The organism is Vibrio sp. KUL80, assembly GCF_059725495.1.
Window position 1 is genome coordinate 1,293,739 of sequence record NZ_AP045841.1, and the last position, 25,044, is coordinate 1,318,782.

At 47.6% G+C, this 25,044-nt stretch carries 22 protein-coding genes and 1 other annotated feature; of the genes, 5 read left to right on the forward strand and 17 right to left on the reverse strand.

The window, feature by feature from the left end:
* The first annotated feature begins 87 nt into the window (after window positions 1-87).
* Complete coding sequence (locus tag AC6I8U_RS05925) at window positions 88-1,917, forward strand: M4 family metallopeptidase (RefSeq protein WP_498017983.1); 1,830 nt, start codon at window positions 88-90, stop codon at window positions 1,915-1,917.
* An 80-nt stretch (window positions 1,918-1,997) separates the two neighbouring features.
* On the opposite strand, the gene AC6I8U_RS05930 is transcribed toward AC6I8U_RS05925, so the two are convergent.
* The 8 genes from AC6I8U_RS05930 to trpL2 form a co-directional block, all read right to left on the reverse strand.
* Window positions 1,998-3,239 (reverse strand): dicarboxylate/amino acid:cation symporter, encoded by a 1,242-nt coding sequence (locus tag AC6I8U_RS05930; protein WP_498017984.1) that lies wholly within the window; start codon window positions 3,237-3,239, stop codon window positions 1,998-2,000.
* A 342-nt stretch (window positions 3,240-3,581) separates the two neighbouring features.
* On the reverse strand, window positions 3,582-4,400 hold the full coding sequence (gene trpA / locus AC6I8U_RS05935; RefSeq protein ID WP_498017985.1) for a tryptophan synthase subunit alpha: 819 nt from the start codon (window positions 4,398-4,400) through the stop codon (window positions 3,582-3,584).
* A complete protein-coding gene (gene trpB, locus AC6I8U_RS05940) occupies window positions 4,400-5,590 on the reverse strand; it encodes a tryptophan synthase subunit beta (RefSeq protein WP_234495635.1) in 1,191 nt (396 codons plus the stop codon). Before trpB ends, trpA begins: the two co-directional genes overlap by 1 nt.
* 118 nt (window positions 5,591-5,708) lie before the next feature.
* Window positions 5,709-7,073 (reverse strand): bifunctional indole-3-glycerol-phosphate synthase TrpC/phosphoribosylanthranilate isomerase TrpF, encoded by a 1,365-nt coding sequence (gene trpCF / locus AC6I8U_RS05945; protein WP_498017986.1) that lies wholly within the window; start codon window positions 7,071-7,073, stop codon window positions 5,709-5,711.
* 25 nt (window positions 7,074-7,098) lie between these two features.
* Window positions 7,099-8,100, reverse strand: a complete 1,002-nt coding sequence (gene trpD, locus AC6I8U_RS05950) for an anthranilate phosphoribosyltransferase (RefSeq protein WP_498017987.1) — start codon at window positions 8,098-8,100, stop codon at window positions 7,099-7,101.
* A gap of 28 nt (window positions 8,101-8,128) precedes the next feature.
* Window positions 8,129-8,764 (reverse strand): aminodeoxychorismate/anthranilate synthase component II, encoded by a 636-nt coding sequence (locus tag AC6I8U_RS05955; protein ID WP_498017988.1) that lies wholly within the window; start codon window positions 8,762-8,764, stop codon window positions 8,129-8,131.
* Window positions 8,765-8,769: 5 nt separating this feature from the next.
* Window positions 8,770-10,335 carry an anthranilate synthase component 1 gene (locus AC6I8U_RS05960; RefSeq protein ID WP_498017989.1) on the reverse strand — a complete coding sequence of 522 codons (1,566 nt, stop codon included), beginning with the start codon at window positions 10,333-10,335 and terminating at the stop codon, window positions 8,770-8,772.
* Window positions 10,336-10,499: 164 nt separating this feature from the next.
* Window positions 10,500-10,602 (reverse strand) — a sequence feature (Trp leader region).
* Window positions 10,549-10,659, reverse strand: coding sequence for a tryptophan operon leader peptide (gene trpL2, locus AC6I8U_RS05965; protein WP_498017990.1), 111 nt, complete (start codon window positions 10,657-10,659; stop codon window positions 10,549-10,551). Its footprint overlaps the feature before it by 54 nt.
* 79 nt (window positions 10,660-10,738) lie before the next feature.
* Between trpL2 and rnm the strand changes: the two genes are divergently transcribed.
* The 3 genes from rnm to rluB all read left to right on the forward strand — a co-directional run bounded on the left by rnm (window position 10,739) and on the right by rluB (window position 13,486).
* Window positions 10,739-11,635, forward strand: a complete 897-nt coding sequence (gene rnm / locus AC6I8U_RS05970) for an RNase RNM (RefSeq protein ID WP_498017991.1) — start codon at window positions 10,739-10,741, stop codon at window positions 11,633-11,635.
* 158 nt (window positions 11,636-11,793) lie between these two features.
* Window positions 11,794-12,414 (forward strand): L-threonylcarbamoyladenylate synthase, encoded by a 621-nt coding sequence (locus AC6I8U_RS05975; RefSeq protein ID WP_498017992.1) that lies wholly within the window; start codon window positions 11,794-11,796, stop codon window positions 12,412-12,414.
* A 139-nt stretch (window positions 12,415-12,553) separates the two neighbouring features.
* Window positions 12,554-13,486, forward strand: a complete 933-nt coding sequence (gene rluB, locus AC6I8U_RS05980; RefSeq protein WP_112461021.1) for a 23S rRNA pseudouridine(2605) synthase RluB — start codon at window positions 12,554-12,556, stop codon at window positions 13,484-13,486.
* 75 nt (window positions 13,487-13,561) lie between these two features.
* On the opposite strand, the gene AC6I8U_RS05985 is transcribed toward rluB, so the two are convergent.
* The 4 genes from AC6I8U_RS05985 to AC6I8U_RS06000 form a co-directional block, all read right to left on the reverse strand.
* On the reverse strand, window positions 13,562-14,896 hold the full coding sequence (locus tag AC6I8U_RS05985) for an amidohydrolase (protein ID WP_498017993.1): 1,335 nt from the start codon (window positions 14,894-14,896) through the stop codon (window positions 13,562-13,564).
* Window positions 14,897-14,991: 95 nt separating this feature from the next.
* Window positions 14,992-15,666: a trimeric intracellular cation channel family protein gene (locus tag AC6I8U_RS05990; RefSeq protein ID WP_498017994.1), complete on the reverse strand. Its 675-nt coding sequence runs from the start codon at window positions 15,664-15,666 to the stop codon at window positions 14,992-14,994.
* A gap of 148 nt (window positions 15,667-15,814) precedes the next feature.
* Window positions 15,815-16,786, reverse strand: a complete 972-nt coding sequence (locus AC6I8U_RS05995; protein ID WP_498017995.1) for a linear amide C-N hydrolase — start codon at window positions 16,784-16,786, stop codon at window positions 15,815-15,817.
* 232 nt (window positions 16,787-17,018) lie between these two features.
* On the reverse strand, window positions 17,019-18,488 hold the full coding sequence (locus AC6I8U_RS06000) for an amidohydrolase (RefSeq protein ID WP_498017996.1): 1,470 nt from the start codon (window positions 18,486-18,488) through the stop codon (window positions 17,019-17,021).
* A 269-nt stretch (window positions 18,489-18,757) separates the two neighbouring features.
* Between AC6I8U_RS06000 and AC6I8U_RS06005 the strand changes: the two genes are divergently transcribed.
* The gene (locus AC6I8U_RS06005; protein ID WP_498017997.1) at window positions 18,758-19,654 is read left to right on the forward strand and encodes a LysR family transcriptional regulator; all 897 of its coding nucleotides are present in this window, start codon (window positions 18,758-18,760) and stop codon (window positions 19,652-19,654) included.
* 56 nt (window positions 19,655-19,710) lie between these two features.
* On the opposite strand, the gene AC6I8U_RS06010 is transcribed toward AC6I8U_RS06005, so the two are convergent.
* Genes AC6I8U_RS06010 through AC6I8U_RS06030 form a run of 5 tightly spaced genes read right to left on the reverse strand, consistent with a single transcriptional unit; the run spans window position 19,711 to window position 24,944 of the window.
* Window positions 19,711-20,496, reverse strand: coding sequence for a peptide ABC transporter ATP-binding protein (locus tag AC6I8U_RS06010; protein WP_042472203.1), 786 nt, complete (start codon window positions 20,494-20,496; stop codon window positions 19,711-19,713).
* On the reverse strand, window positions 20,493-21,488 hold the full coding sequence (locus AC6I8U_RS06015) for a peptide ABC transporter ATP-binding protein (RefSeq protein WP_234495646.1): 996 nt from the start codon (window positions 21,486-21,488) through the stop codon (window positions 20,493-20,495). The genes AC6I8U_RS06010 and AC6I8U_RS06015 overlap by 4 nt, the downstream gene beginning before the upstream one ends.
* Window positions 21,488-22,375 carry an ABC transporter permease subunit gene (locus tag AC6I8U_RS06020; protein WP_498017998.1) on the reverse strand — a complete coding sequence of 296 codons (888 nt, stop codon included), beginning with the start codon at window positions 22,373-22,375 and terminating at the stop codon, window positions 21,488-21,490. Before AC6I8U_RS06020 ends, AC6I8U_RS06015 begins: the two co-directional genes overlap by 1 nt.
* On the reverse strand, window positions 22,362-23,324 hold the full coding sequence (locus tag AC6I8U_RS06025; protein ID WP_234495647.1) for an ABC transporter permease: 963 nt from the start codon (window positions 23,322-23,324) through the stop codon (window positions 22,362-22,364). Before AC6I8U_RS06025 ends, AC6I8U_RS06020 begins: the two co-directional genes overlap by 14 nt.
* Window positions 23,325-24,944, reverse strand: a complete 1,620-nt coding sequence (locus tag AC6I8U_RS06030) for an ABC transporter substrate-binding protein (RefSeq protein WP_498017999.1) — start codon at window positions 24,942-24,944, stop codon at window positions 23,325-23,327.
* Between the last annotated feature and the right edge of the window lie 100 nt (window positions 24,945-25,044).

Below are 25,044 nucleotides of genomic sequence, written 5' to 3' on the forward strand. Positions count from 1 at the left end.
TTGCATATGTTTTTACTTCAATCGGATGTTGGTTAACTGATTGAATTATAAGTATTAATTATATCAATAATATTCAAGGATTTCAGAATGAACAATGTAACACGTCAAGCTAGGTGGCTTATTGGAACGTCGAGTATAGCCATGGCTATGTCGGTAAATGCAGCAGAGCTTGTTGAAATGACCGATGCCACTAAGGCACAAGCGCTTATCGACGCGCAGTTTAGTATCGTCCCTCAAGCCGATGCTTACACAGAGATCAAACGTGTCACCCTGCCAAATGGAAAGACCAAGGTGAAATATCAACAGCTCTATCAGGGATTGCCGGTCTATGATGCAACAATCACATCGACCAAAGGAGAGCAGGGTATCTCAGAAGTATACGGTGTGATGGCTCAAGGATTGGCAAGTGATATACCCGTGGTCAAACCAAACATTTCAAGCGATGAAGCGTTAGAGCTTGCAGAGCGTCATCACTTTACACTGCATAGCGCAGTGACCAGCGATAAACCAGACATTGAAAATCGCCATTCGAAACTCATGGTGAGAGTCGGAGAGGACCAAGTTGCACGTATGGTGTATCTGGTCGACTTTTTTGTGGCCGGTGAGTCGCCAGAGCGACCGTTTATGTTTGTCGACGCAGAGTCTGGGATGATCTTGGACTCTTGGGATGGCATTAACCACGCTCATGCAACGGGGCCCGGTGGAAACAGTAAAACTGGCGCGTATTACTTCGGACAGGACTTCCCGTCTATTTTAATAAGTAAGTCGGGTAACACCTGCACGATGTCGAATGAGAACGTAAAAACGGTCAACCTTAACGGCGCCACCTCGGGCTCGACGGCGTTCAGTTATACGTGTAATGATTCAACCAACTACAACGATTACAAGACAGTTAATGGTGCCTACTCGCCAATAAACGATGCTCAGTACTTCGGTAATGTGGTGTTTGATATGTTCCAAGACTGGATGCAAACGGCACCCTTGACCTTTCAACTGACGATGCGCGTTCACTACGGAAGTAACTACGAGAATGCGTTCTGGAATGGTTCGTCGATGACCTTCGGAGACGGCCAGAATCGTTTCTACCCATTGGTGGATATAAACGTGAGTGCCCATGAGGTGAGTCATGGTTTCACCGAGCAAAACTCAGGCTTGGTTTACAAAGACATGTCGGGTGGTATGAATGAAGCCTACTCGGATATCGCGGGTGAAGCGGCAGAATATTACATGCGTGGCAGCGTCGACTGGATTGTGGGTGCGGATATCTTCAAAAGCGATGGTGGCCTTCGTTACTTTGACCAACCTTCGAAAGACGGTAAGAGCATTGATGATGCTTCGCAATACTATGATGGCATTAATGTTCACTATTCGAGTGGCGTCTTCAATCGAGCGTTTTATTTGCTGAGCACCAAATACAACTGGGATATTAAATCGGGTTTTCAGGTGTTTACTCTGGCGAACCAAATGTATTGGGGAGCGAACAGTACCTTTGATCAAGGTGGTTGCGGAGTGGCGAAAGCTGCAGATGATTTGTCGTTTAACCGCGACAATGTTGTAAAAGCCTTTGCTGAAGTAGGTGTGGACGCTAGCTGTGGGGTAACAACGCCAACACCAGACAATGAACTCAAGCTTGGACAATCAATTACAGGTCTTAGCGGTGCATATAACAGCACCGACTACTACACCTTCAAACTTGAGAGTAGTGCAACCGTCACGGTTGCTATCGAAGGTGGTGCAGGAGATGCCGATCTCTACGCACAGAAAGGCAGTAAACCGACTACTTTAAGCTACGATTGTCGACCATATCGCAACGGTAACTCTGAAACGTGCTCAATCAACGCTGAAGCGAATACGACCTATCACGTAATGTTGCGAGGCTATCGCGAATACTCGGGCGTCACACTGTCACTGAACTAGTGATTATCTTCGAAAAGCAATTGCCAACAAAAAAGGGCTGCACCTATTGGTGTCAGCCCTTTGATATTGAAAGCGTTAGATTATGCTTGTTGTTTTTGAAGCTCAGCTTGTTCTTCTGCTGCTTCTTCTTCAACTAGTGCGTCAACGATAACTGCACAAGCCGCATCACCCGTGATGTTTAGTGCTGTTCGAATCATGTCGAAGATACGGTCAAGAGCGAACAGTAGTGGTAGACCTTCGATTGGAATACCTGCAGCCAGTAGTACTGCAACCACAAGGAACGAAGGACCAGGAACACCTGCTTGACCAACTGCGCCTAGGGTAGACGTCACGATGATGGCAATGTAAGCGCCCATTGAAAGGTCGATGTTGAATAGCTGTGCAAAGAAGATCGCAACTAGACCGTAGTAGATCGCGTTACCAGACATGTTGATCGTCGCACCTAGAGGCAGAACGAATGATGCCGTTGAGTTTTTAACGCCTAGCTCTTTCTCTACCGTGTCCATTGTCACTGGTAGTGTTGCCATTGATGAAGCGGTTGATAGTGCAACTGCTTGAGGCTTTTTCATTGCACTAATGAACTTCTTCGCAGAGGTCTTAGTGAACAGTTGAATCATCAGTGGGTAAGCAACGAAACCGAAGATAAGGATTGCGGCGATGTAGACAACGAACAGCTTGAACACAACCATCAGTGCGCCAAAGCCGAATGTACCCACAGCCTCAGCCATTAGACCAAATACACCGATAGGTGCGATGATCATCACCTTGTTGATCATCCATACCATGACGTCAACGATCGCGTTTACACCGTTTAGTAGTGGATCGCGGCGAGTGGATTCAAGCTTAGAAAGACCGATACCGAAGAACAGACAGAACACAAGGATCTGTAGGATGTTCGCTTCATTTAGGGACTGGAAAACGTTAGTTGGGATCATACCGGTTAGGGTCGCCCAGAAAGAGGGTAGTTCACCTTTTGAAGCGTATTCAGATGAGAACATGCCTTCGATACCCGCAGTATCGATATTTACGCCTGGTTGGAAGACTTCGCCCATAACTAGAGCAAGTGCAACCGCAAGTGCTGAAGTTAGACCGAAATAAGCGAGCGTAGTCACGCCAACTTTACCGGCGTTACTGCTGTTGCCAAGACCTGCAGCACCAGAAATCAGTGCAACGGCAACCAAAGGAATCACCAACATCTTAATTAGATTGATGAAGATGGTACCTAGTGGAGCAAACATAGAAGCAGATTCACCCATGATGGCACCAATAAGGGTACCGAGGATCATTGCAATCACAACTTGGACGCCAATGTTATTTAGCATCAACTTTTCTTTTAACACTTCCTTAACTCCTGTGCTATTTATTTATCAAATCCTAGAATAGTCGTTTACTTGAACGGAAAATAACAGACTAATCTTCGGTGGCAATTTTTACACTTATTTAGCACTTGGCGCAACAGAAGAAATCGAAATCATGTAAAAAACCGCGAAAAAACCGAGTAAATGGTGAACAAATAATCGAAAGCAAACGTTTGCTATTGGTCGGGTGAATTGCTGGTGGTCGATTTTTGGGCAGGGTTATCGATATTTAGGATCTGGGGAATATTGAGATGTAAAAAAAAGGTTGCACGATAAGTGCAACCTTTTTGGATAGTAAAGCAGAGATTAACGCTGTGTCGCTGCCTTCATAGATTTAACAAACTGAGACAGTTCATTCAACATAGTTTCTGGTGCATCGACATTATTCTCGATGATTTTCACAACCGCTGAGCCTGAAATTGCACCTGCTGCGCCCGCATCTAAAGCTTGCTTAACTTGCTCTGGCTCAGAAATACCAAAGCCAAGCAGCGAAGGCGGTGCGTCGAACTTGTTCAGCTTTTCTAGCTGAGTGTTCATCGGCATGTTTGCCTTGGTTTCAGTACCCGTTACACCTGCACGAGAAAGCAGGTAAGTGTAACCGCCGCCAAGTTTTGCGACTTGCTCGATGGTCTCTTCACTTGCTGTTGGCGGAGCGATGAAGATTGGGTGTACACCGTGCTTGTGTGCTGCTTCTACGAACTCTTTGCTTTCGTTGGTTGGAACGTCTGCGATAAGCACTGAATCCACACCGACATCGGCACATTGCTTATAAAACGCATCGACACCTTTTGAGTATACGAGGTTAGCGTACATAAGCAGGCCGATAGGCGTCTCTGGGTACTTTTCACGAATCTTCGCGAGCATATCGAAGCAGATAGTTGGCGTTGTTTTCGCGTCTAACGCACGGATGTTTGCGCCTTGGATTGTTGGACCATCCGCCTGTGGATCTGAGAACGGCATACCTAGCTCTAGTGCGTCTGCACCAGACTCAATCAAGGTTTCCATGATCTGTAGCGACAGCTCTGGGCTTGGATCACCCATAGTGACGAAAGGAACGAATGCGCCCTGACTCTTCTCGCCCAAACGAGCGAACATCTCTTTATAACGATCTTGATTCAGGCTCATTACATTACTCCTTTTTCTTTTAGAATGTCGTGTACAGTAAAGATATCTTTGTCACCGCGACCTGATAGGTTCACGACAAGAAGCTGCTCTTTTTCTGGGTTTTCACGTGCCATTTTAAGCGCGTAAGCTAGGGCGTGAGAAGACTCTAGCGCAGGGATGATACCTTCATGCTTCGCTAGCTCTTGGAATGCATCCAATGCTTCGTCATCGGTAATTGCGCCGTATTCTGCACGACCAATCGCGTTAAGGTGTGCGTGCTGAGGACCCACAGATGGGAAGTCTAGACCAGCCGAAACAGAGTAAGACTCTTCAATCTGACCGTTAGGGTCTTGCATCAATGGCGCTTTCATACCAAAGAAGATACCCGTTGTGCCGTGTTTAAGCGGTGCACCGTGCTGATCAGTATCAATACCAAGACCTGCTGGCTCGACACCAATTAGACGTACTGATTCTTCTTCGATGAAGTCTGCGAACATACCGATAGCGTTAGAACCGCCACCTACACAAGCGATGACGGCATCTGGAAGCTTGCCTTCACGAGCCAGTACTTGGTTTTTGGTTTCTTCGCCAATCATGCGCTGGAACTCGCGCACGATAGTTGGGAATGGGTGAGGACCTGCCGCAGTACCCAGTAGGTAGTGCGCATCTTCGTAGCTTGCTGACCAGTCACGTAGCGCTTCGTTACAAGCATCTTTAAGTGTTGAAGAGCCAGAGTGTACAGGAATCACTTCTGCCCCCATAAGACGCATACGGAACACGTTCGGGCTTTGACGTTCAACGTCTTTCGCACCCATGTAAACGCGACACTTAAGGTCAAGCAGAGCACACGCAAGAGCGGTTGCTACGCCGTGCTGACCCGCACCAGTTTCGGCGATGATCTCTTTTTTACCCATGCGCTTAGCAAGCAGTGCTTGACCAAGTACTTGGTTAGTTTTGTGCGCACCGCCGTGAAGGAGGTCTTCACGCTTTAGGTACAGCTTGGTTTTGGTGCCTTTTGTTAGGTTGCGCGTTAGCGTTAGCGCGGTTGGTCGGCCAGCGTATTCTTGCAATAGCTCCATGAACTCTGAGCGGAACTCAGCGTCGTCTTGAGCATCGATGAAGGCTTGCTCTAGTTGATCCAGTGCAGGCACTAGGATCTGTGGTACGAACTGTCCACCGTATTCGCCAAAGTAGGCATCTAATTTAGACATGGTTAATTCCTCAATAATCCACTTGCTCGAGCCTTTACAAACGATGATTCGTTGTCGAGCAAGTTTTAATAATTCTTAGTGTATGACCTTAACTCATTGGGTGTCGTTAATCTGGACGTTAGTAGTCGCGGATTAGCGCGAACGCTTGGTTTAGCTTCTCTGCGTCTTTTTTACCCGGTGCTGACTCGACTCCTGAGTTTAAGTCTAGTCCGATGCAGCCAAGTGTACTGGCTTGCTTGATGTTGTCTGGAGACAAACCGCCTGCCAACATCACATCGCTTGTGTTGTTTAACAATTGCCAGTCAAAGCTTTGACCCGTGCCGCCGGATTGCTCGCCAACCTTGGCATCCAGTAGGTGACGGTCTGCCTTAATTGCAGTTAGATCAGGAATGGCATCAGTCACGCCGTGCGCCTTCCAGATTTTTACGTCATCATTCAGAAGTGGGGTCAGCGTATCGATGTAGGCTTGGTCTTCGTCACCATGAAGTTGTACAGCCGACAGTTTTAGCTCGTTAGCCGTGCTAGCAACAAACTCTGGGTTGTGGTTTTGGAACACACCCACAAACTCAAGTGGTGCACCGCTCATCACCATGCGAGCCGATTCGGCATCAACAAAGCGAGGCGATTTTTCAACAAAGATCAGCCCGCCTTTTACTGCGCCTGCTTGATAAGCTTTCGCCGCGTCGTCAGCATGAGTTAAACCACATACCTTGTTTTCGCCTAGTAGAACTTTACGTACTGCTAACTCAAGGTTGTCTTCTGCCATGAGTGAGCTACCGATCAGGAAGCCATTTGCATAGGCACAAAGGTCACGAACCTGCTGGTGGTTATAGATACCAGACTCAGAAATGATGATGGTGCCTTCAGGCAGTTTCGGTGCCAACTCTTTGGTGCGCTCTAGGTTAACCGATAGGTCACGAAGATTGCGGTTGTTGATACCGACGACCTTTGCGCCAAGCGCGATTGCGCGCTCTAATTCTTCTTCGTTGCTCACCTCGGTCAAAATGCCTAGCTCAAGAGACTCTGCGACTTCCGCGAGCTCACGGTACTCCTCATCATTAAGCACGGACAGCATCAGCAAGATAGCATCTGCGTTGTAATGACGAGCGAGATACACTTGATAGGTATCGATCATGAAGTCTTTACACAGTACCGGCTGCTTAACTTGCCCGCGCACCTGAGGCAGGAAGTCAAAGTTTCCTTGGAAATACTTTTCATCGGTCAATACAGAAATCGCGCTAGCGTGATTGTTGTAAACCGAGGCAATGTAGTCGAGGTCAAAATCATCACGGATCAAACCTTTTGATGGTGATGCTTTTTTACATTCTAGAATGAACGCGGTTTTACCTGTCGAGAGCGCACCATAGAAGCTACGATCTGATGGAACGAGATCCGCTTTGAAGCTCTCTAGTGGCTGAGTTTGCTTACGCTCTTCAACCCAAATCTTCTTATCATCGACGATTTTTGCTAATACTGTTTCCATTATCTTTTCCTGTTAATTCGCCGAGTTACTTGCCGTGCGCTGCCAGCTTTTGGACGAGCTCGTATGCTTTACCGGAGTTCATCGCTTCGATGGCTTGTGCTGCGTTAGCTTTGAGGTCTTCATGACCAAATAGTTTCATTAGCAGAGCAACGTTTACCGCTACAGCGCCTAATTGCGCGTCCGATCCTTTGCCCGTTAGCATGTTGGTAATGATGGCGCGGTTTTCTTCTCGCTCACCACCTTTGATCGCCTCTAGCGGGTAAGACTCTAAACCGAAGTCTGCTGGTGTTAGGGTGTATTCGGTGATCTTGCCGTCTTGAATTTCTGCTACCAGAGTTTCACCGTGAATAGCTACCTCATCCAAGCCACTACCGTGAACCACCGCCGCGCGCTTCATACCCATTTGTAGCATGGTTTCTGCAATAGGACGAACCAGTTTTGCATCATAAACACCCATCAATTCGATGTTTGGGCGAGCTGGGTTGATTAGAGGGCCTAAGATGTTAAAGATGGTGCGAGTTTTCATCGTTTGACGTACTGGCATCGCATGGCGCACACCACCGTGATATTGCGGAGCAAAAAGGAAAGCAACGCCAATTTCATCCACGGCTTTGCGTGTATCTTCGGCAGACATTGCCAAGTCGATACCGAAAGAGTCAAGCAGGTCAGATGAACCAGATTTGCTCGACACGCCACGGTTACCGTGTTTTGCGACTTTCAGGCCACACGCTGCGGCAACAAATGCAGCCGTGGTAGAGATGTTGATGGTGTTGGCGCCGTCGCCACCTGTGCCTACGATGTCTGCGAAGTCATAATCAGGACGAGGGAATGGGTTCGCGTTGGCAAGCAGTGCTTTTGCTGCGCCCGCGATCTCGTCTGGTGTTTCGCCTTTGATCTTTAGAGCCGTCAGAGCTGCTGACATTAGAATTGGATCAAGCTCGCCTTTGATAATAGTGTCAAACAACGACTGGCTCTCTTCTTGAGTCAGATCCAGTTGGTCGTAAAGTTTGTTGATAATGGTTTCCATAATTACGATTCCTTAGTTGTTTGAATTCTTAAGCCGATTTTGTTTCGTTAGATTTTTCTGTCGCCCAAGCGATGGCATTGCTCAGTAGTGTCGCACCGTAGGTAGTCATAATAGACTCTGGATGGAACTGAAAACCACAGATACGATCTTGTTCGTTAGCGACTGACATGACTAGACCATCAACTTGCGCAGTCACTTCCAATGAGTCAGGCACTTTCGTTGCCACGAGAGAGTGATAACGAGCAATGGCTAGCGGTGAAGGTAAGCCTTCGTAGATAGCGTGGTTATCGTGCGCCATCATTGACACTTTGCCATGAATGATTTCACCAGCGCCGGCAACCACACCACCGTATGCTTCGACAATCGCTTGGTGGCCAAGGCAAATACCGATCATCGGTACTTTGCCACGCAATGTTTTAATCAGCTCTGGCATACACCCCGCTTCTGAAGGTGCACCGGGGCCCGGTGAAAGCACAACTACAGGGTTATCGAGCTCCAGTACTGCCTTAGCGATTTTGTCTGCAGCAATATGGTTGCGATAAATCTTAACGCTGTGACCTAGGCTTCGGAACTGATCCACTAGGTTGTAGGTAAACGAGTCAAAGTTATCGACAAATACGATATTAGCGAGTTCGTTGTTCACTGAATTTGTAGTGTTAGACATCGTGATTACCCCTTGTGCGCCGTTTTGATTGCTGAAATGACGGCTTGCGCCTTACCACGAGTCTCATCTGCTTCAGATTGAGGGTCAGAATCAAATACCACACCAGCACCCGCTTGAACTTGAGCAATACCGTCTTCAACGTACGCTGAGCGAATTACGATACAGGTATCTAAATCACCCGCACCGTTCATGTAACCAACGGCGCCGCCGTAGCTGCCGCGAGTTTGGCCTTCGAATTGGCGAATCAGCTGCATTGCACGAATCTTGGGTGCGCCGGTGAGCGTACCCATATTCATACAAGCTTGGTAGCCGTGAAGGGCATCTAGGTCACCACGAAGCTGACCGACGACGCGAGAAACTAAGTGCATGACGTGACTGTAGCGGTCTGTTTTTAGAAGGTCGGCTACGTGGCGAGAGCCTGGCTCAGCAATGCGAGCCACGTCATTACGTGCTAGGTCAACCAGCATCATGTGCTCAGCGTTCTCTTTCATGTCGCTGCGAAGCTCAAGCTCGATGCGGCTATCAAGGTCTTTGTTGATGCTGCCATCTGCATTCTTGCCACGACGTCGAGTACCTGCGATAGGGTAGATCTCAATTTGGTTTGAATCTTTGCCGTACTTAAGTGCACTTTCTGGAGAGGCACCAAACAGAGTAAACAGCTCATCTTGCATATAGAACATGTAAGGGCTTGGGTTGCTCTGCTTCAGCTCTTTATAGGCAGCAAGAGGTGACGGACATGGCAGAGTAAAACGGCGAGATGGTACAACTTGGAAGATGTCGCCACGAACCACGTACTCTTTTAAGTCGCGAACGATTTGGCAAAAGTCTTCATCTGAGATGCTGACGTCTTCTTGAATACCTTCGACTTTCATTGCCGCTGGCACCATTTTTAGGTTTTCGCATTGCTGGCTGATCTCTGTGATTCGGCCGCGGATACGAGCAAGTTCAGCATCGTCGTGGTTAAACAGGGTCGTTTGTAGGTCGCAAGACTCTTTTTGGTGGTCGACGACCAGCAGGCTCTCAGCAACATAGAATACAAAGTCAGGACACTGGTTCGCTTGGCTTGCATCACCCAGAGGCTCAAAGTTTGCAACGATGTCGTAAGCAAATAGGCCGCCCATGAAAATGGCGTTTTTGTCTAATCCGCTTAGGTCAAAGCTGTGTTGAACAAGACGCAATGCATCAAAAGACGAAGCTTCACGAAGTCGAGAGTCTTCATCGAGTGTGTCATCTGGCATCTCAAACTGAACGACGAGCTCTTTGTCTGTTAGCGTGTGCTCGATTTCGTTAGCAATGTTCTGAGCAATGATGTTAAGAAGATTGACACCGTTTGTGGTCAGCGCTTCATAGCGTACCTTGTGACCTTCACACACAATACGAACGGCAGAATCAACGATAAGTAGGCTCTGTAGGTCTTGTTTTGAGTCGATTTCAGCAGACTCAAGTAGCAGACTATCGGTTTTGTTTTCACACAGGGTGTGAAACAGTCGGGTTGGGTCTTGCGCGTATGGCACTTGGAGAGAAAGGACTTCCAATCGACCCTGTTTATTGATGCTAATGGCTTTATTCACAAAAGCTCCTTTTAATCTTGAATCTGCTGTTGCAACAATCTTGGTTCACCTAGCGGTCATTAAGCTATAGTCGCACAATTAAAACGTTTGCCCAACGCTCAATGTACCCAAATTGTTGCTAAAATAATCGTTTAAATTGAATTCTTTGTCAGATGAATCGAAAAACAAAAAAGCCCACTCGATTGAGTGGGCTTTAATCAAATTCGGGTTTGATTATGCACGCAAAAAAGCCCACTCGGATTGTGTCCAAGTGCGCCACCAACCTACTAGAGCATTAACCCTAAGGTTTAAAGGTTTTTTGAATGTATGAATATCGAGTAACATACGTGCCTAATCTCAAAATCTGTATCTGCGTACTAGTTAACTAGTTCGCAAGCTAAAAGTCAACCGAAAATGTGAAAAAATGAAGATAGATTTACACAGTCACACTACCGCCTCTGATGGCCGATTATCGGTTGCTGATCTCTTGGACAGAGCCATAAGCTTCGATGTAAAAGTTCTGGCGATTACTGACCATGATACCTTAGATGCGTTGCCTACCGCGCATCAGCTAATTGAAGAGCAGTCTCTGCCTATTGAGTTGGTGAACGGCATCGAAATCTCAACGGTCTGGCAGAATAAAGATATTCATATTGTTGGGCTTGGCGTAGACATTGACTCCCCTGAATTAAATGCGCTGATCCGCGCTCAGCAAGCAAGAAGAGTAGAACGTTCTGAACTTATCGCTCATCGGCTAGAAAAAGCAACCCGTGAGGGTTTGCTTGAAGAAGTGAAGGCGATAGCGGGCGATGCGCCGATCACTCGCGCCCACTTTGCGAAATGGCTGGTGGACAACGGCTACGCGAAAAACATGCAGCAGGTGTTCAAGAAGTTTATGACGCGTAATAACACCGGTTACGTACCGCCAAACTGGTGCACGATGTCAGAAGCAGTGGATGCCATCCATCAAGCGGGAGGGGTCGCTGTGCTGGCGCATCCGGGCCGTTATCAGTTAACGGCTAAGTGGCTAAAGCGTCTATTGGCCGCGTTTGTTGAAGCCAATGGCGACGCCATGGAAGTCGCTCAGCCACAACAAAGTCAACAAGAAAGGCGCAACCTCGCAGATTATGCGATACAATACAATCTATTAGCTTCACAAGGGTCAGATTTCCACTATCCTTCCCCTTGGATGGAGTTAGGTAGAAACTTGTGGTTACCATCAGGCGTAGAACCGGTATGGGACCGCCTACCATTAAAGACAGCAACTTCGCTGACGACCACTACAATTGAGAGTGGTGCTGAAGATGGTGAAAAAGAATAACGAAGCCGATATCTTTTGGCCTTGGCGTTTGTCCAAATAGACATAAGCATCTTCACCTCACTTTCTTTTGATTCATTATCGTATTGAAGAGACAGCTCTTGAAGTCGAACGACAGGGAAGGTCGTACCGAGAGCGTCCTTAAGTTTGAAGGAATAACAATGAGCCAATTTTTTTATGTACACCCAGACAACCCACAGGCACGCTTGATCACTCAAGCAGTAGCCATAGTTCGTAACGGCGGTGTCATTATCTATCCAACCGATTCTGGTTATGCACTTGGGTGTCAGTTAGAAAACAAACAAGCGTTAGAGCGCATTTGCCAGATCCGTCGTCTCGATGACAAACACAACTTCACTCTGTTGTGTCGTGACTTGTCTGAGTTGTCTCTTTACGCACGTGTTGATAACACTGCATTCCGTCTGTTAAAAAACAACACGCCTGGTCCTTACACCTTTATCTTCAAAGGCACCAAGGAAGTTCCGCGTCGTTTGATGAATCCAAAGCGTAAGACGATTGGTATTCGTGTACCAGACAATCAAATTGCTCTTGATTTGCTTGAAGCATTGGGTGAGCCGCTGATGTCTACTTCTCTGATTCTGCCAGGAAATGAAGTGACTGAATCAGATCCCGAAGAGATCCGTGACAAGCTAGAGCATGCGGTAGATTGCATCTTGAATGGCGGTTATTTGGGTGAGCAACCAACGACCGTGATTGATTTTAGTGATGACGAAGCCAAAGTTCTACGTATCGGTGCAGGTGACCCAGAACCATTCGAGTAGAGTTTTGAATGTTTTCTTACTAAATTAGTGAAGAAACTTGATGCGTGAATCAGGTTTCTTTGCGATAATACGCGACCGCGATTTTTAGGTCGCATTATCTGGTTTCGACGTCTGTGAAGACGACATTATAGGTAGGTAAATGAGCGAAAAATTACAAAAAGTGCTTGCTCGCGCAGGCCACGGTTCTCGTCGTGAACTTGAAGCCCTGATTAAATCTGGGCGCGTGAGTGTGAATGGTCAGGTAGCAAGACTGGGCGAACGTCTGGAAGACGAAAATGCGGTCATCCGTATCGATGGTCATACTGTTTCTGCCAAAGCACAAGAAGAAGTGGTTTGTCGAGTTCTGGCCTACTACAAGCCGGAAGGTGAGCTGTGTACACGTCACGACCCTGAAGGTCGTCGTACCGTATTCGATCGCTTGCCGAAGATCCGCGGTTCTCGCTGGATTTCTGTTGGTCGTCTTGACGCTAACACATCAGGTCTACTACTTTTCACGACCGATGGTGAACTGGCTAACCGCCTAATGCACCCAAGCCGCCAAGTAGAACGTGAATACCTTGTGCGCGTATTTGGTGAAGTGAACGAGCAAAAAGTTCGCAACGTGGTAAATGGTGTTGAGCTTGACGATGGTATGGCTCGCTTCGAAGACGTGGTTTACGCGGGTGGTGAAGGTATGAACCACACCTTCTACGTTGTTATCAACGAAGGTCGTAACCGTGAAGTACGTCGTCTGTGGGAATCTCAAGAGACCACAGTTAGCCGCCTTAAGCGTGTTCGCTACGGCGACATCTACCTAGACAAGAAGCTGCCTCGTGGCGGTTGGATGGAGCTAACTCTAAAAGAAGTAAACTACCTACGTGAGCTAGTTGAACTTCGCCCTGAGAAAGAGACCATGCTAGACCAAAGCCAGAACACCTCTCGTCAACGTGAGCGTTCTCGCAGTCAGAAGATCCGTCGCGCAGTACGTCGCCACGAAGAGCGTGCAAACGCACCAAAAGGTCGTAGCAATCAACAGCGTCGCAACAAAAAGTCTTCTGGTGAGCAAGGTGCTCGTAATAAGACGCGTCGCTAATCACGACAGTTATCGAATACTAAAAAAACCAGCATGAGCTGGTTTTTTTGTACTTGCGGATCGAACCAGAGCCTATTACTGATCTTGCTCTGAGTTGAGAAATGCCTTAACCACAGAAGTAAGCGCTATCGTCCCGGTCGGGATAGCGCCTTGTTCAACCACAAAGTTTGGATTGTGGTTAGTATATTTAGGGAAAGTGCCGTGTTCGACGAAGGTATCCCATGTGTTCTGTGTTGCCGCACCAACTTCGACAAACAATACCGGTACTTCCGGGTATTCGTAGGTCAACATGTGAAAATCTTCAGACCCCATTACTGGTGGAAACCCGAGTTTCACGTTCTCTTCTCCAAGAGATTCAATCATCGCCTGTTTGGCGACTTCCGACTCTTTAGTTGGATTAATGAGTGGTGTTGAGTAGCCTTTTATCTCATAGGTCGGCATGTTGTCTTCATCCACACCGTACATGCGAGCCACATTGTCGGTGACTTGCTTGATACCTTTAAGCATCACATCACGATCTTCAGTGCGGTACCAGCGAAGGTTGAGCTTGAGCGTCGCTGTATCAGGAATGATGTTGTTTTCACTGCCTGACTCGATCGCGCCGACAGAAAGCACGGCCGGTTGTTGTTGGTCGACCATTCGCGACATGATAGTTTGGTAGCCAAGTACTGACATTGATGCCATCACAACCGGATCTTTGGTGACATGAGGTGTTGAACCATGACCACCGACACCTTGAATGAAGACGTCAATCTGGTCGGTACCCGCCATACGACGACCGTCGGAGATTGATACACTGCCTTCTGGCAGAAGAGGGTGAACATGACCCGCAATCAAAATATCAGGCACTGGTACCTTACTAAATAGTCCGTCTTTTGCCATCGCTGTTGCGCCCATAATCAGCTCTTCAGCAGGCTGGGCGATAAGGACTACGGTGCCGCTCCATTTCTCTTTCGCTTCAGTCAACTGTTTTGCCATGCCCAGAAGCCAAGTCATGTGGGCATCGTGACCGCACGCATGCATTGCGTAAATCGGATTACCAAAGCGGTCTTTGGTTGGGTTTGTGGATTTGTAAGGCAGGTCCGTTTCTTCTTTAACCGGTAAAGCGTCCATGTCCGCACGGAACATGACCGTTGGTCCTTCACCATTTTTAAGCACCGCGGCTACGCCGGTTCGCGCGATGCCTTCGTGAACCTCGAAACCAAGCTGCTTGAGTTCATTAGCAATGATCTTAGCCGACTCAAATTCCATAAAGCCGATCTCTGGGTTGGCATGGAAGTGTTCAAACAGCTCAATCAGTCGTTCATTGTCCTCGTAGACGGACTGTTTCAACTCAGAGTCAGCAAACAGGGTTGGTGAGAATAGGAAGACGGAAGAGGCTAGGGCGGTAAGCGTCATCTTTTTAATCATAATAGTGTTTCCGTAGTTGGGTTGTGATGAGCCAAACGGCGGTTTTCCCTATGCTATTCAATTCATTAGTATCGACAAACTCTTCTGTAGAGGACTCAGTCCTCACCCTCTCGCATTTTAACTAAAGTGAACTTTTGCCCGAGTAGTGCCCAGTTTGGTACCCCAATATTGAAGTAGATGGATAGCGAACGACCGGCAATGATGAGTAAGATACAGAGTGTCGAGCTCAGTACCGACCATTGTGGTGCGAGACTTAAAACCACGCAGTGCATGGCACAGCCCAATGCGATAGGAATCGCGTAAAGTTCGCTTTCAAAAAGTAGAGTAGGTCTTTGCATCAGCATATCTCTGACAATGCCGCCTCCCACTGCAGTTATTAGGCCCATGAACACCGGAGCGATAGGGAGTCCAAACCCAAGTGCCCATGCCTTGTTAGTGGCTTGAATGGCAAACAAAGCAATGGCAAAGGCATCGATATGAAGATAAAACTCATTTATCCAGCGCTTCTTCAGCAGACCAAAGAAAACGAAACCCAACAGGCTCGCACTGATCGAGATCCACACATAGCTAAGGTCTTGAGACCAAAAGACAGGGACATCCAACATGAGGTCACGCATTGTTCCCCCGCCAATTGAAGTGATCAGTCCCAGTATGATGAGCGAGAAAATATCGACTCGCCTTTTACTTGCGGCCAGTACGGCCGACAGCGCAAAAGCGGCGGTTCCTAGTACGGTGACAACTTCACTGAAAATTTCTGAACCAGAGCTCATTTTTTGCCTCAATCATGTGTAGGTAGAAGGTTAGCAACAGGATTGGAAGGTCTGGTTTATCGACCTTTCGAATCTCAGCATCAAAAGGGTTACCACGCAGCCATCTGTTCCTCCGAAGAGATAACTGCGCGGTACGTCGCGTCGATGATTACATCCAAGTAATCATTGAAGTCGGAGTTAGCTTGTCAGTCACATCTCCAGCGATGAACTCAGGACCATTTAGCTCGATTGCCATAATTGGCGCACCTTGTTCTAGATTTAGGTTGTCTAGGTCAACCCAGATAAGCGCTGGTTGGCTTGCTGAGTCTAGGAAAAAGCGTTTTGCGTCATGGTCTGACATTGAGCGCCATAGCGTTGCAGAGATGTTTGGGTGCTCAGGATCTTCCATACCTAGAGGCACGCCTACAGAGCGCAATACAGATAGGGCAGCAGCCGTTGCTTCTTGACCGTCAGCGAAGTTAGGCGTGCTTTTTAGTAGGTAGTTAGCACGAACAAAACGGTCTGCCGCATTGATTGTGCCTGGTAGCATTTTGTCGCCACCAACAAGCTCCCAATATTTGTTGATTGCAATTTGCTCGTCAAAAACTGGTGAGTTAGTCATGACGCGGTAGTCATTGCTGTGGTGGATTTTAAGCTCACCATCGACATATTCTAGAATTGCGCTGTCGCCAGTGCTATCAGAAAGAGAAAGGTGAACAGATGCTGCGCGGCCGTTAGGTAGTAGCGGAGCGACAATCACAAAAGGAGGCTCTTGCATCGCTGCTACTGCTTCTGCAACAGTGGCGAAGTTATCCAAGAAGTATTGGTTCCATGCGCCAATAGAAAGGCGAGGTTTGTTCGATAGTGTGTAGTCACCGTAATCCGCTTCAGCAAGATAAAGAGTGTTGGCAGTCAAACCCGCTTCATTTAGACCGTCAGAAGATGCTTTGCCGTAAAAAGAAGCAAAAACAGAACCATACTTAGAAGTCCAAGTCAGTGCATTTTCCATGCTACCACCAGTTTGTGCTAGGCCGCGTGGGTATACGATCATGCTGGTTTTTGCGGTTGGATCGTTCCAATCCATGCCACGTGCGGTAATGAATTTGCCAGATTCTGTTTGATAGATAATGCGAGTACACATAAGTGCTTTCTCCAAGGATTAGTTTTGATATTTCGTTGAGCGGTAATACATTTGTCTCAACAACTGCGGTTATAGTATCTGGCTTGTCCCTAACCCCTGAATTCACTGAAGAGGATTCAATCATCACCTCTTAGTAATTCGAAATTGGGAAGATAGGGAATCTAAGCGCTTTGTGTCGCGACAAAAAAAAAGCGAGGGCATTGATGCCCTCGCTTTGATGAGTGAGTGAGATTTATTTGTGGCTGTGACCACAGGTCGGATTGTAGTTTTCACCCAGCCCGAAATGTTCTAAAGCTGTATGTAGACAGCAGTCGTAGTTGGTCAACTGCTCGTCATTTAAGATACCTCTAGGGTTATAGTCGGTATCATTCAATGAAACATATTCCTGGCCGTTTTTGTTTTTCTCAAACTCAGCCGTCACGTCTTTTAGTAGCTGAGGATTTGTGAGTAACTCCAGTCCTTGCGCTGCCATAACATGAGCAGCTTGCAGGCCAGCTTTATGTCCAATACTCATACCGTTACACGCAGTGCAACCCCATTGATGTGGTGGGATGTATTTAGGCCATGCGGCAAACATCACACCCATCGTTGGTACTTTCCAGCTGACATCACCAACGTCTGATGAGCCGCCAACTTCAACACCATGAGGTACATCCATCACGTCTGTAGCTAGGCCGTGTTCTGGTTTGCCCATTTCACGTTGAATAGATTTGGCAAACTCTTGCTCTTCCTCTGTCCAAGCGATCGGTAGATAACGATTCATATGAGTCGTGATTGCTTCGGCAAATGGGTCGTTAGGCAAAATGTCATAGATACCGCCTAGGTTAGTCACGACTTCAGTGGTTTGAGTCGACAATGAGGCACCCTTGGCCATGTCTTCTAGCCACGCCTTATACTTGCGCACATTCTCAGCAGATTTTCCGCGGTAACGAACCAGAACTTTAGCGTAGTCAGGGATGACATTCACTGCGTCACCGCCATTTAGAATCTGATAGTGTAGGCGACCCGTAGGTTCCATTTGCTCACGCATCATATTCGCTGACATTAAGAAAATCTCAGCAGCATGGAGTGCACTTCGACCTTCCCACGGAGCTGCACCAGCGTGTGCAGTGACGCCTTTCCACTCGATTAGTAGGTCGATGGAAGCCGCAGAATGGAAGTTCAGTGCTGCATTCACCATCGCAGGGTGGTTGTGCAAACAAACATCCAAATCATCAAATGCGCCAGCAGAAACCATGTAGTTTTTACCGTTCAACGCTTCTTCTGCAGGACAGCCGATAACCTTAATGGTGCCAGCGATACCTTCTTTTTCCATGTGGTTTTTTAGCGCGATCGCTGCGCCAATAGATGAAGAGCCGATAAGGTTGTGCCCACAACCGTGGCCATTAGTATTGCCATTCTTAGCTGGGGTTTTAGTCGGTACCGTATCGTTGCCAAGACCTGGCAGTGCATCAAACTCCACCAAGTAGCCGATGACAGGCTTGCCAGTACCCCATTCAGCGACCCAAGAGGTCTCTAGGCCAGCTACCGCACGCTCAGTAATTGTAAAACCATTGTTTGCAAGTACGGCACTTTCCAGCGCTGAGCTTTTGAACTCTTCATAGCTCAGTTCTGCGTAGTCCCAAACCTTTTCTGCCATATTCCAGATAACGCCGGCTAGCTGCTCAACTTCGTTATCGATTTTTGAGTAATCTGTCATCATGTTTACCTTTATGTTTCACGAGTTAATTTCGTTCAGAGAAGAGCTCTCTGGGTCTGCGAAAATAATATGATGAGATTTCCAATCACCAAACATCACAGCGTAGGACGTAATCCTCACATCTACAGTATGGTGAAAAGCCATAAATAAAGAAGTACAGCCCTCACTACGCTGTCTGAGCTGTGTGACAAATGAAATAATTCGTCTATCATTGACAAGAAAAGTAACGTTTCGACAATAAGTTACGTTTTAAATGGGTTTAGGAGGCGTGTGTGAATTTTAGCTTGGAACAGTTGGCGGCATTTGTCAGTGTCTATGAAGAGCGCTCTTTTAGTAAAGCGGGGAGCAGACTAGGTAAACACAGAACCACAGTGGGGCAGGTGATTGCCAACTTAGAAGATCAAGTCTCCGTTGAACTGTTTGAACGTAACACACGCAGTGTTGACCCGACTCAAGATGGCCATTTTCTTTATCGCTATGCAAAACAGGCCCTTGAGCAAGCAAAGACCTTTGATAAAGTGGCACTGAGCTTATCGTTTGGAGAGCTTGATGCCGTTACCGTCGCCTACAGTAGCTTTTTACCACACCTTGCGATTGCGTTAATCCGCGAACAGCTTATTGACGACTTCCCGGCGCTTCGTGTGAACTTGTTGGTGAGGACGCAAGAGCAGATTCGTGAAGGACTCGCTGATGAGTCGATTCAGTTCGGTATTGTTAATGTGACCAAAGCGAGTGCAATGAGCAACATCGACTACACCATGATTGGCAATATGCCGTTTGTTCCTTTTGCCAGTAAGTACAGTGAGTTAGCAAGCTTACCTGAAGATCAAGTTTATGACGCACTGAAGACGACACGTCAGTTCGTTCTCAAATCTCTTGTTGATGAAGGGTTAGCGAATCATGTGGTTTTGTCAGCAAACCATGACCTTATCGATCAGTTAGCACTGACCATTAAGCTCACTCAGAAAGGCTTAGGCTGGACTTTGATGCCTAAGAACATTGAAACCAGCGACTATGTGGCGGATAACCTCACCGAGATAAAGTGTGAGAAGATCCGCGGTGGATTGTCTGTGCCGGTCGCCCTCTGGAGCTTGCAATCTAAGCCTCTTATGGAAATAAAAAAGTCGATACAAAAAGGTATCGACAGTTATATAGAGCTGATTACTTAGTCGGTTTTTTAGCGCTGTCTTCTACTAGCGATGCCGTTTTTTAACGATGCCGTCCACTAACGATGCATGGGCGTCTTGTGGAAGTGACTCTCTACCATGCGCTGCGTGACAATATGTTGTGGGTTGGTAAGGACTTCACTGGTCTTGCCATACTCCACAACGTCGCCTTCGTGCATCACCATCACCTTATCCGTAATGTGTTTCACTATGCCTAGATGCTGAGATACATAAACAAACGCAACGCCCATCTCTTCCTGAAGCTCTAAAAACAGGTTAATAATCTGCGAGCGCATCGCCATATCCAATCCGTTCAGCGCTTCATCGGCAACGATGATAGAAGGCTGCAAAATCAAAGCTCGAGCCAGACAGATACGCTGCTTTTGACCTGTCGCTAGCATTTGCGGATAGAAGTAGGCGTGCTCCGGTAGCAGGCCGACACGAATCAAGGTGTCTTTAACACGCTTCATACGAGCTTCGGGCGGCATATTGGTGTTTCGCTTGAGCGGACCTTCCAAGATACGACCAATCTGAATTCGAGGGTTCAGAGACGTGTTCGGGTCTTGGAAGATCATCCGAATCAGCTTACAGCGGGTCGAGTAGTCTTTATGTTCTAGTAAATCACCGTTCACTCGAATTTCGCCAGCAGTGGGCTCAACCACTCCGGCAAGCATGCGAGCCAATGTCGATTTTCCGGAGCCGTTCTTGCCGATAAAACCAATTGTTTGTCCCGCTTCGAGGCTGAAGCTCACAGGCTTAACCGCGTGCTGCACTTTCTTCTGAAATAGCTTAGAGCGAGTGACAAAGTCTTTTTTTAGATCGGAGACTTCTAACAAAGAACTCATGCTTTTTTCTCCGTGTTCAGAGGGAAGTGACAACTGAACTTATGATTCTTAATTCGTTTTGCTTCAGGGATTTCAACGCATTGTCTCTGGGCATACGGACATCTTGGTCCCAAACGACAGCCAATTGGAAGATGCTGTAGTGGGGGAATTGATCCCGGTAGTGATTGCAGTTTCTCTTTATGAGGGATCCATTCACCAAAGTCTGGCATCGCCTTGAGCAGTGCAACCGTATAAGGGTGCTTCGGCTTAGCAAGAATCTTAGCTGTGTCCGCTGATTCCACCGATTGACCACAATACATAACAGTAATACGCGTTGCCCATTGCGTGATCGTTGTTAAGTCGTGACCAATCAACACAATAGTGGTGTTGTTGAGCTGGTTCATGCGACTTAACAGACGCAGAATTTGCGACTGAGTAATCGGGTCTAAGTCGTTAGTTGGCTCATCGGCAAGCAGCAGTTTCGGCTTGGCAGCGATAGCCATAGCGATCATGATCTTTTGACACTCACCATCGGTGAGCTCATAAGGATAGCTGTGCATGACACGCGTGTGTTCTTTAATGCCGACCTTATGAAGCAGGGCAATGGCTTGCTTCTTACGCCACTTAAAGCGCTCCCACCATTTACCTTCGAACGAGCGCGATGGGATGGATTCGATAAGCTGCTTACCAACCTGTTCAGAAGGGTCCAAACAAGTTGTTGGTTCTTGAAAGATCATCGCCACGTCACGAGCGATGACTCGGCGACGTTCACGGGGCGTAAGCTGCAGTAGGTCTATGTTGCCAAGACGCATGCGGTCAGCCGTGACCTTCCAGTTGTCTTTGGTTACGCCAACGATGGCTTTAGCGACAAGACTTTTACCTGAGCCAGATTCACCCACAAGACCACGGATTTCTCCCTCGTTGATCGTGAAGCTCATACGGTCAACGGCTTTCACGAGCCCCTGCGGGGTTTCGATTTCAATGGTGAGATGTCGAATATCTAATACTGGCATTATTCGATCCCCGCACTTAATGCATTTCGGATGCCTTCACCCACAATGTTCACCGCTACTACTGTAAATAGAATGGCTAGACCTGGCAGAATAACAGTCCAAGGCGCCAGATAGAGAAGCTCAGCGGCGTCACCTAGTACCGCGCCCCATTCACTGCTTGGTGCTTGAGCACCTAAACCCAAAAAGCCTAGAGCAGTGATATCGAGAATTGCGATAGACAACGCAAAGGTGACCTCCGCTGCAATAACGGTGAGTAGGTTGGGCAAGATCGAGTTCCAAAGTAGATAAAATTCGTTCGCACCATCAAGTCTCGCCGCCATGATGTAGTCTTTCTCAACTTCGGTGTGTACCGCTACGTAGATAGAGCGAATAAATCGAGGGATCAACGCAAGGCAGATCGCCAACATGATATTGAACTCACCTGGACCCAAGAAGGCGACAAAGATAATCGCTAGCAGCAGCGAAGGAATCGACATGACGGTATCGAGCAAGTGGTTCAGTGTACTGGACAGCAAACCACGCGTCATACCCGCTAGGATACCGATTAAACAGCCGACTAGGGTTGCAATCGCGGTGATGATCACCGCCGCGCCAAATGACAATCGAGAGCCGTCGATAATGCGCGATAAAATATCGCGTCCCAAGTCATCGGTACCGAAGAAGAAGTCGACAGTACCCTCTGGATCCCACGAAGGCGGCACCAGCAGATTGGAGCTTTGCGCCATCGGGTCGTAAGGCGTGATAAACGGAGAAAGCAGAGTAATAAGGATCAGAAACCCTAAGCACCACAAACCGAACATGGACAGGCTATTTGAACGATAGCTGCGCCAAAATCGCTCCAGTTGGGTCGGAATGCGCTCTTCCTGGTAGACATTATCTGACAGCATACCATTCCTTCCTTACTAGCGGATTGATCATCGCACCAATCAAATCTGACACAATACTTGCCGCTAAAACGATAGTCGCCACAACCAATACACCTGCTTGAATAGACGCGTAGTCTTGGTTTGATAGCGCGTCTAAAAGCCAACGACCGACACCAGGCCAGTTAAAAATGGACTCTGTCATAATCGCGAGCGTAATCATACTCGAGAGCTGAACACCAAGTTTAGGAATAATTGGCGGAATCGCATTACGCAGTACGTGCTCGATGACGATTTCATAGTTAGACAAACCACGAATACGCGCAGCTCGGATATAGTTTTGCGACATCACCTCAGTCACCGAGGTTCTCATCATACGGATAACCTGCATCGTAGGTGACAGTGCCAATACTAGACAAGGCAGAATCATATGTTCAATCACACTTTGCAGTGCTTCTTTGCGATAAGGTCCGTCAGAGAGCAATGCGTCGATAAGCGCAAACCCTGTGACATGATCGATCTCGTAAAGGAGGTCATATCGACCAGCTACTGGAAACCATTGATAGTTGAGCGAGAAATACATGATCATCAACAGCGCAATCCAAAAGAGAGGCGCGGCGTAGCCAACCATTGAAGAAAACGAAATTACGTTGTCGAGCCATTTCCCTTTGCGCATACCCGCAATAGTGCCCGCAGGAATACCCAGGAACACAGAGATAGTGAAGGCTGCAAAACAAAGTTCAAGTGTGGCCGGAAGAACTGACGCCAATTCTTGAGTGATAGGAACGCCAGCTTTGGTTAGACCAAAATCGAGTTCAATCAGTCGGCCCAAATACTCAAACCAGCCTGCCATCATTGGCTGCGTCGCCCAGTGAGACTGAGGCTCTAGTCGCACCAAGCTGTAGCCGACAAACGTTAGGATCAGCAGTGTGATCACAAAGAGGTTGAGGCGGCGAATCGAATACCAAAACATTTACTTCAACCTCACAACTTGGTCAAACGGCTGAGCGTTAAATGGGCTGGTTCTAAAACCGGTTAGATTCTCGTTATGTGCTTGGTATTTCTGTCCATGAGCGATAGGCAGCACAGGTACTTCCTCGTTCAGAATGTTTTGTGCCTGGCGATAAAGATTCAGGCGATACCTTGGTTGATTCACTTCGAGTGCTAAGTCCAAAATGAAATCAAAGTCGTCGTTACACCACATCGAAAGGTTAAGACCTTCACGCTTAGAGGTGCACGAAAGAAGGGGACGCAAATAGTTATCTGGGTCGCCGGTATTGCCGACCCAGCCGGTGAGCAACATATCGACGGACTCGATATTAGATAACTCTTGGCGGTCAACGCGATCATCGGTCAATAGATTCAAGGTGATGCCAATATCGGCAAAGTTCGCCTGAATGAGCTCAGCGGTTTTACGAGGGCTTGGATTGTATACACGTGGCTCTAGAGGAACCGCCATTGTGAGCTCTAAGCCGTGAGCGTAGCCTGCTTCTCTAAGCAGCGCCATGGCGTAGTTACGGTCATAGCGTACTTGAACCGCATCTTTTTGATGTGCCCAAGAGCTCGGTGGGAGCAGGCTATATGCCTTCTCTCCGCTGCCGAAGTAAACGGCTTCTAAGATGTTGTCGCGATTGATAGCAAGATTTAACGCTTTACGTACTCGAGCATCGCTAAGCGCTCGATGTTGTGTATTCATAGCAACAAACGCCACGTTCATCGCAGGTTTGGCTTGCAACACAACAGAGTCTTCTTCAAGGATGACCGGGATCTGACTAGAGATTGGCGAGTTGAGCACATCGCACTCATTTCGAAGAAGCTTAGCCAGTGCGCCAGCGCCACGGTGCGAGATATCAAATACCACTTGCGACATCTGTACGGGACCACGCCAGTAATTATCGTGACGTTTCAGTCTAACTAAATCGGCAACTTGATACTCATCGAGGTAAAACGGTCCCGTGCCAACAGGCAACGTATCAATATCCAGCTTCTTGTCGCTAAACAATAGATTGCCTGCATACTCGGCTGAGTAAATAGGCGCATGCGCAGTCGAGATATTCGATAGGAAAGAGTTGTCTGGTCGGGACAAGGTAAACTTCACAGTAAGCTCATCAACCGCTTCGACACTCTGTACAAGATTGGCAAAATCTATACCCGCAAACCAAGGGTAGACACTACCACCAACCTGATGAAACGGGTTATTGGGGTCAATAATTCGATTGAAGCTAAAGACTACGTCATCCGCGTTTAGAGTCCGAGTGGGAGTAAACCAATCTGTGGTTTGAAACTGCACGCCTTGACGTAGATAAAAGGTATATTCAGTACCTGATTTGTCGACCTGCCACGATTTTGCCAAGTTTGGTACAGGCTGATGGGTACCCGAATTTAGCGTGAGCAAGGTATCGAATATTTGCGGTGCTATTGATTCAACAGTGATACCACCGTCGACTAGCTGTGGGTTGAATGTACTTGGTCTGCCTTGGTCGCAGTAGACGAAACCGTCTTGTCTTATTTTCGAGTGGTCGACTTTGTCTTCACACCCTGCTAGCAGAACTAAGCCACATAGCCCAAGTGATAATTTGATTATTGCCTTCATAAACACGCTACATTCGTTGGCGAACGTAATATCTGTATTGAGATCAGGGTAATTTACCACTTTTTTACTCGCTAAACCAATAACGACAAGCACTTATCGT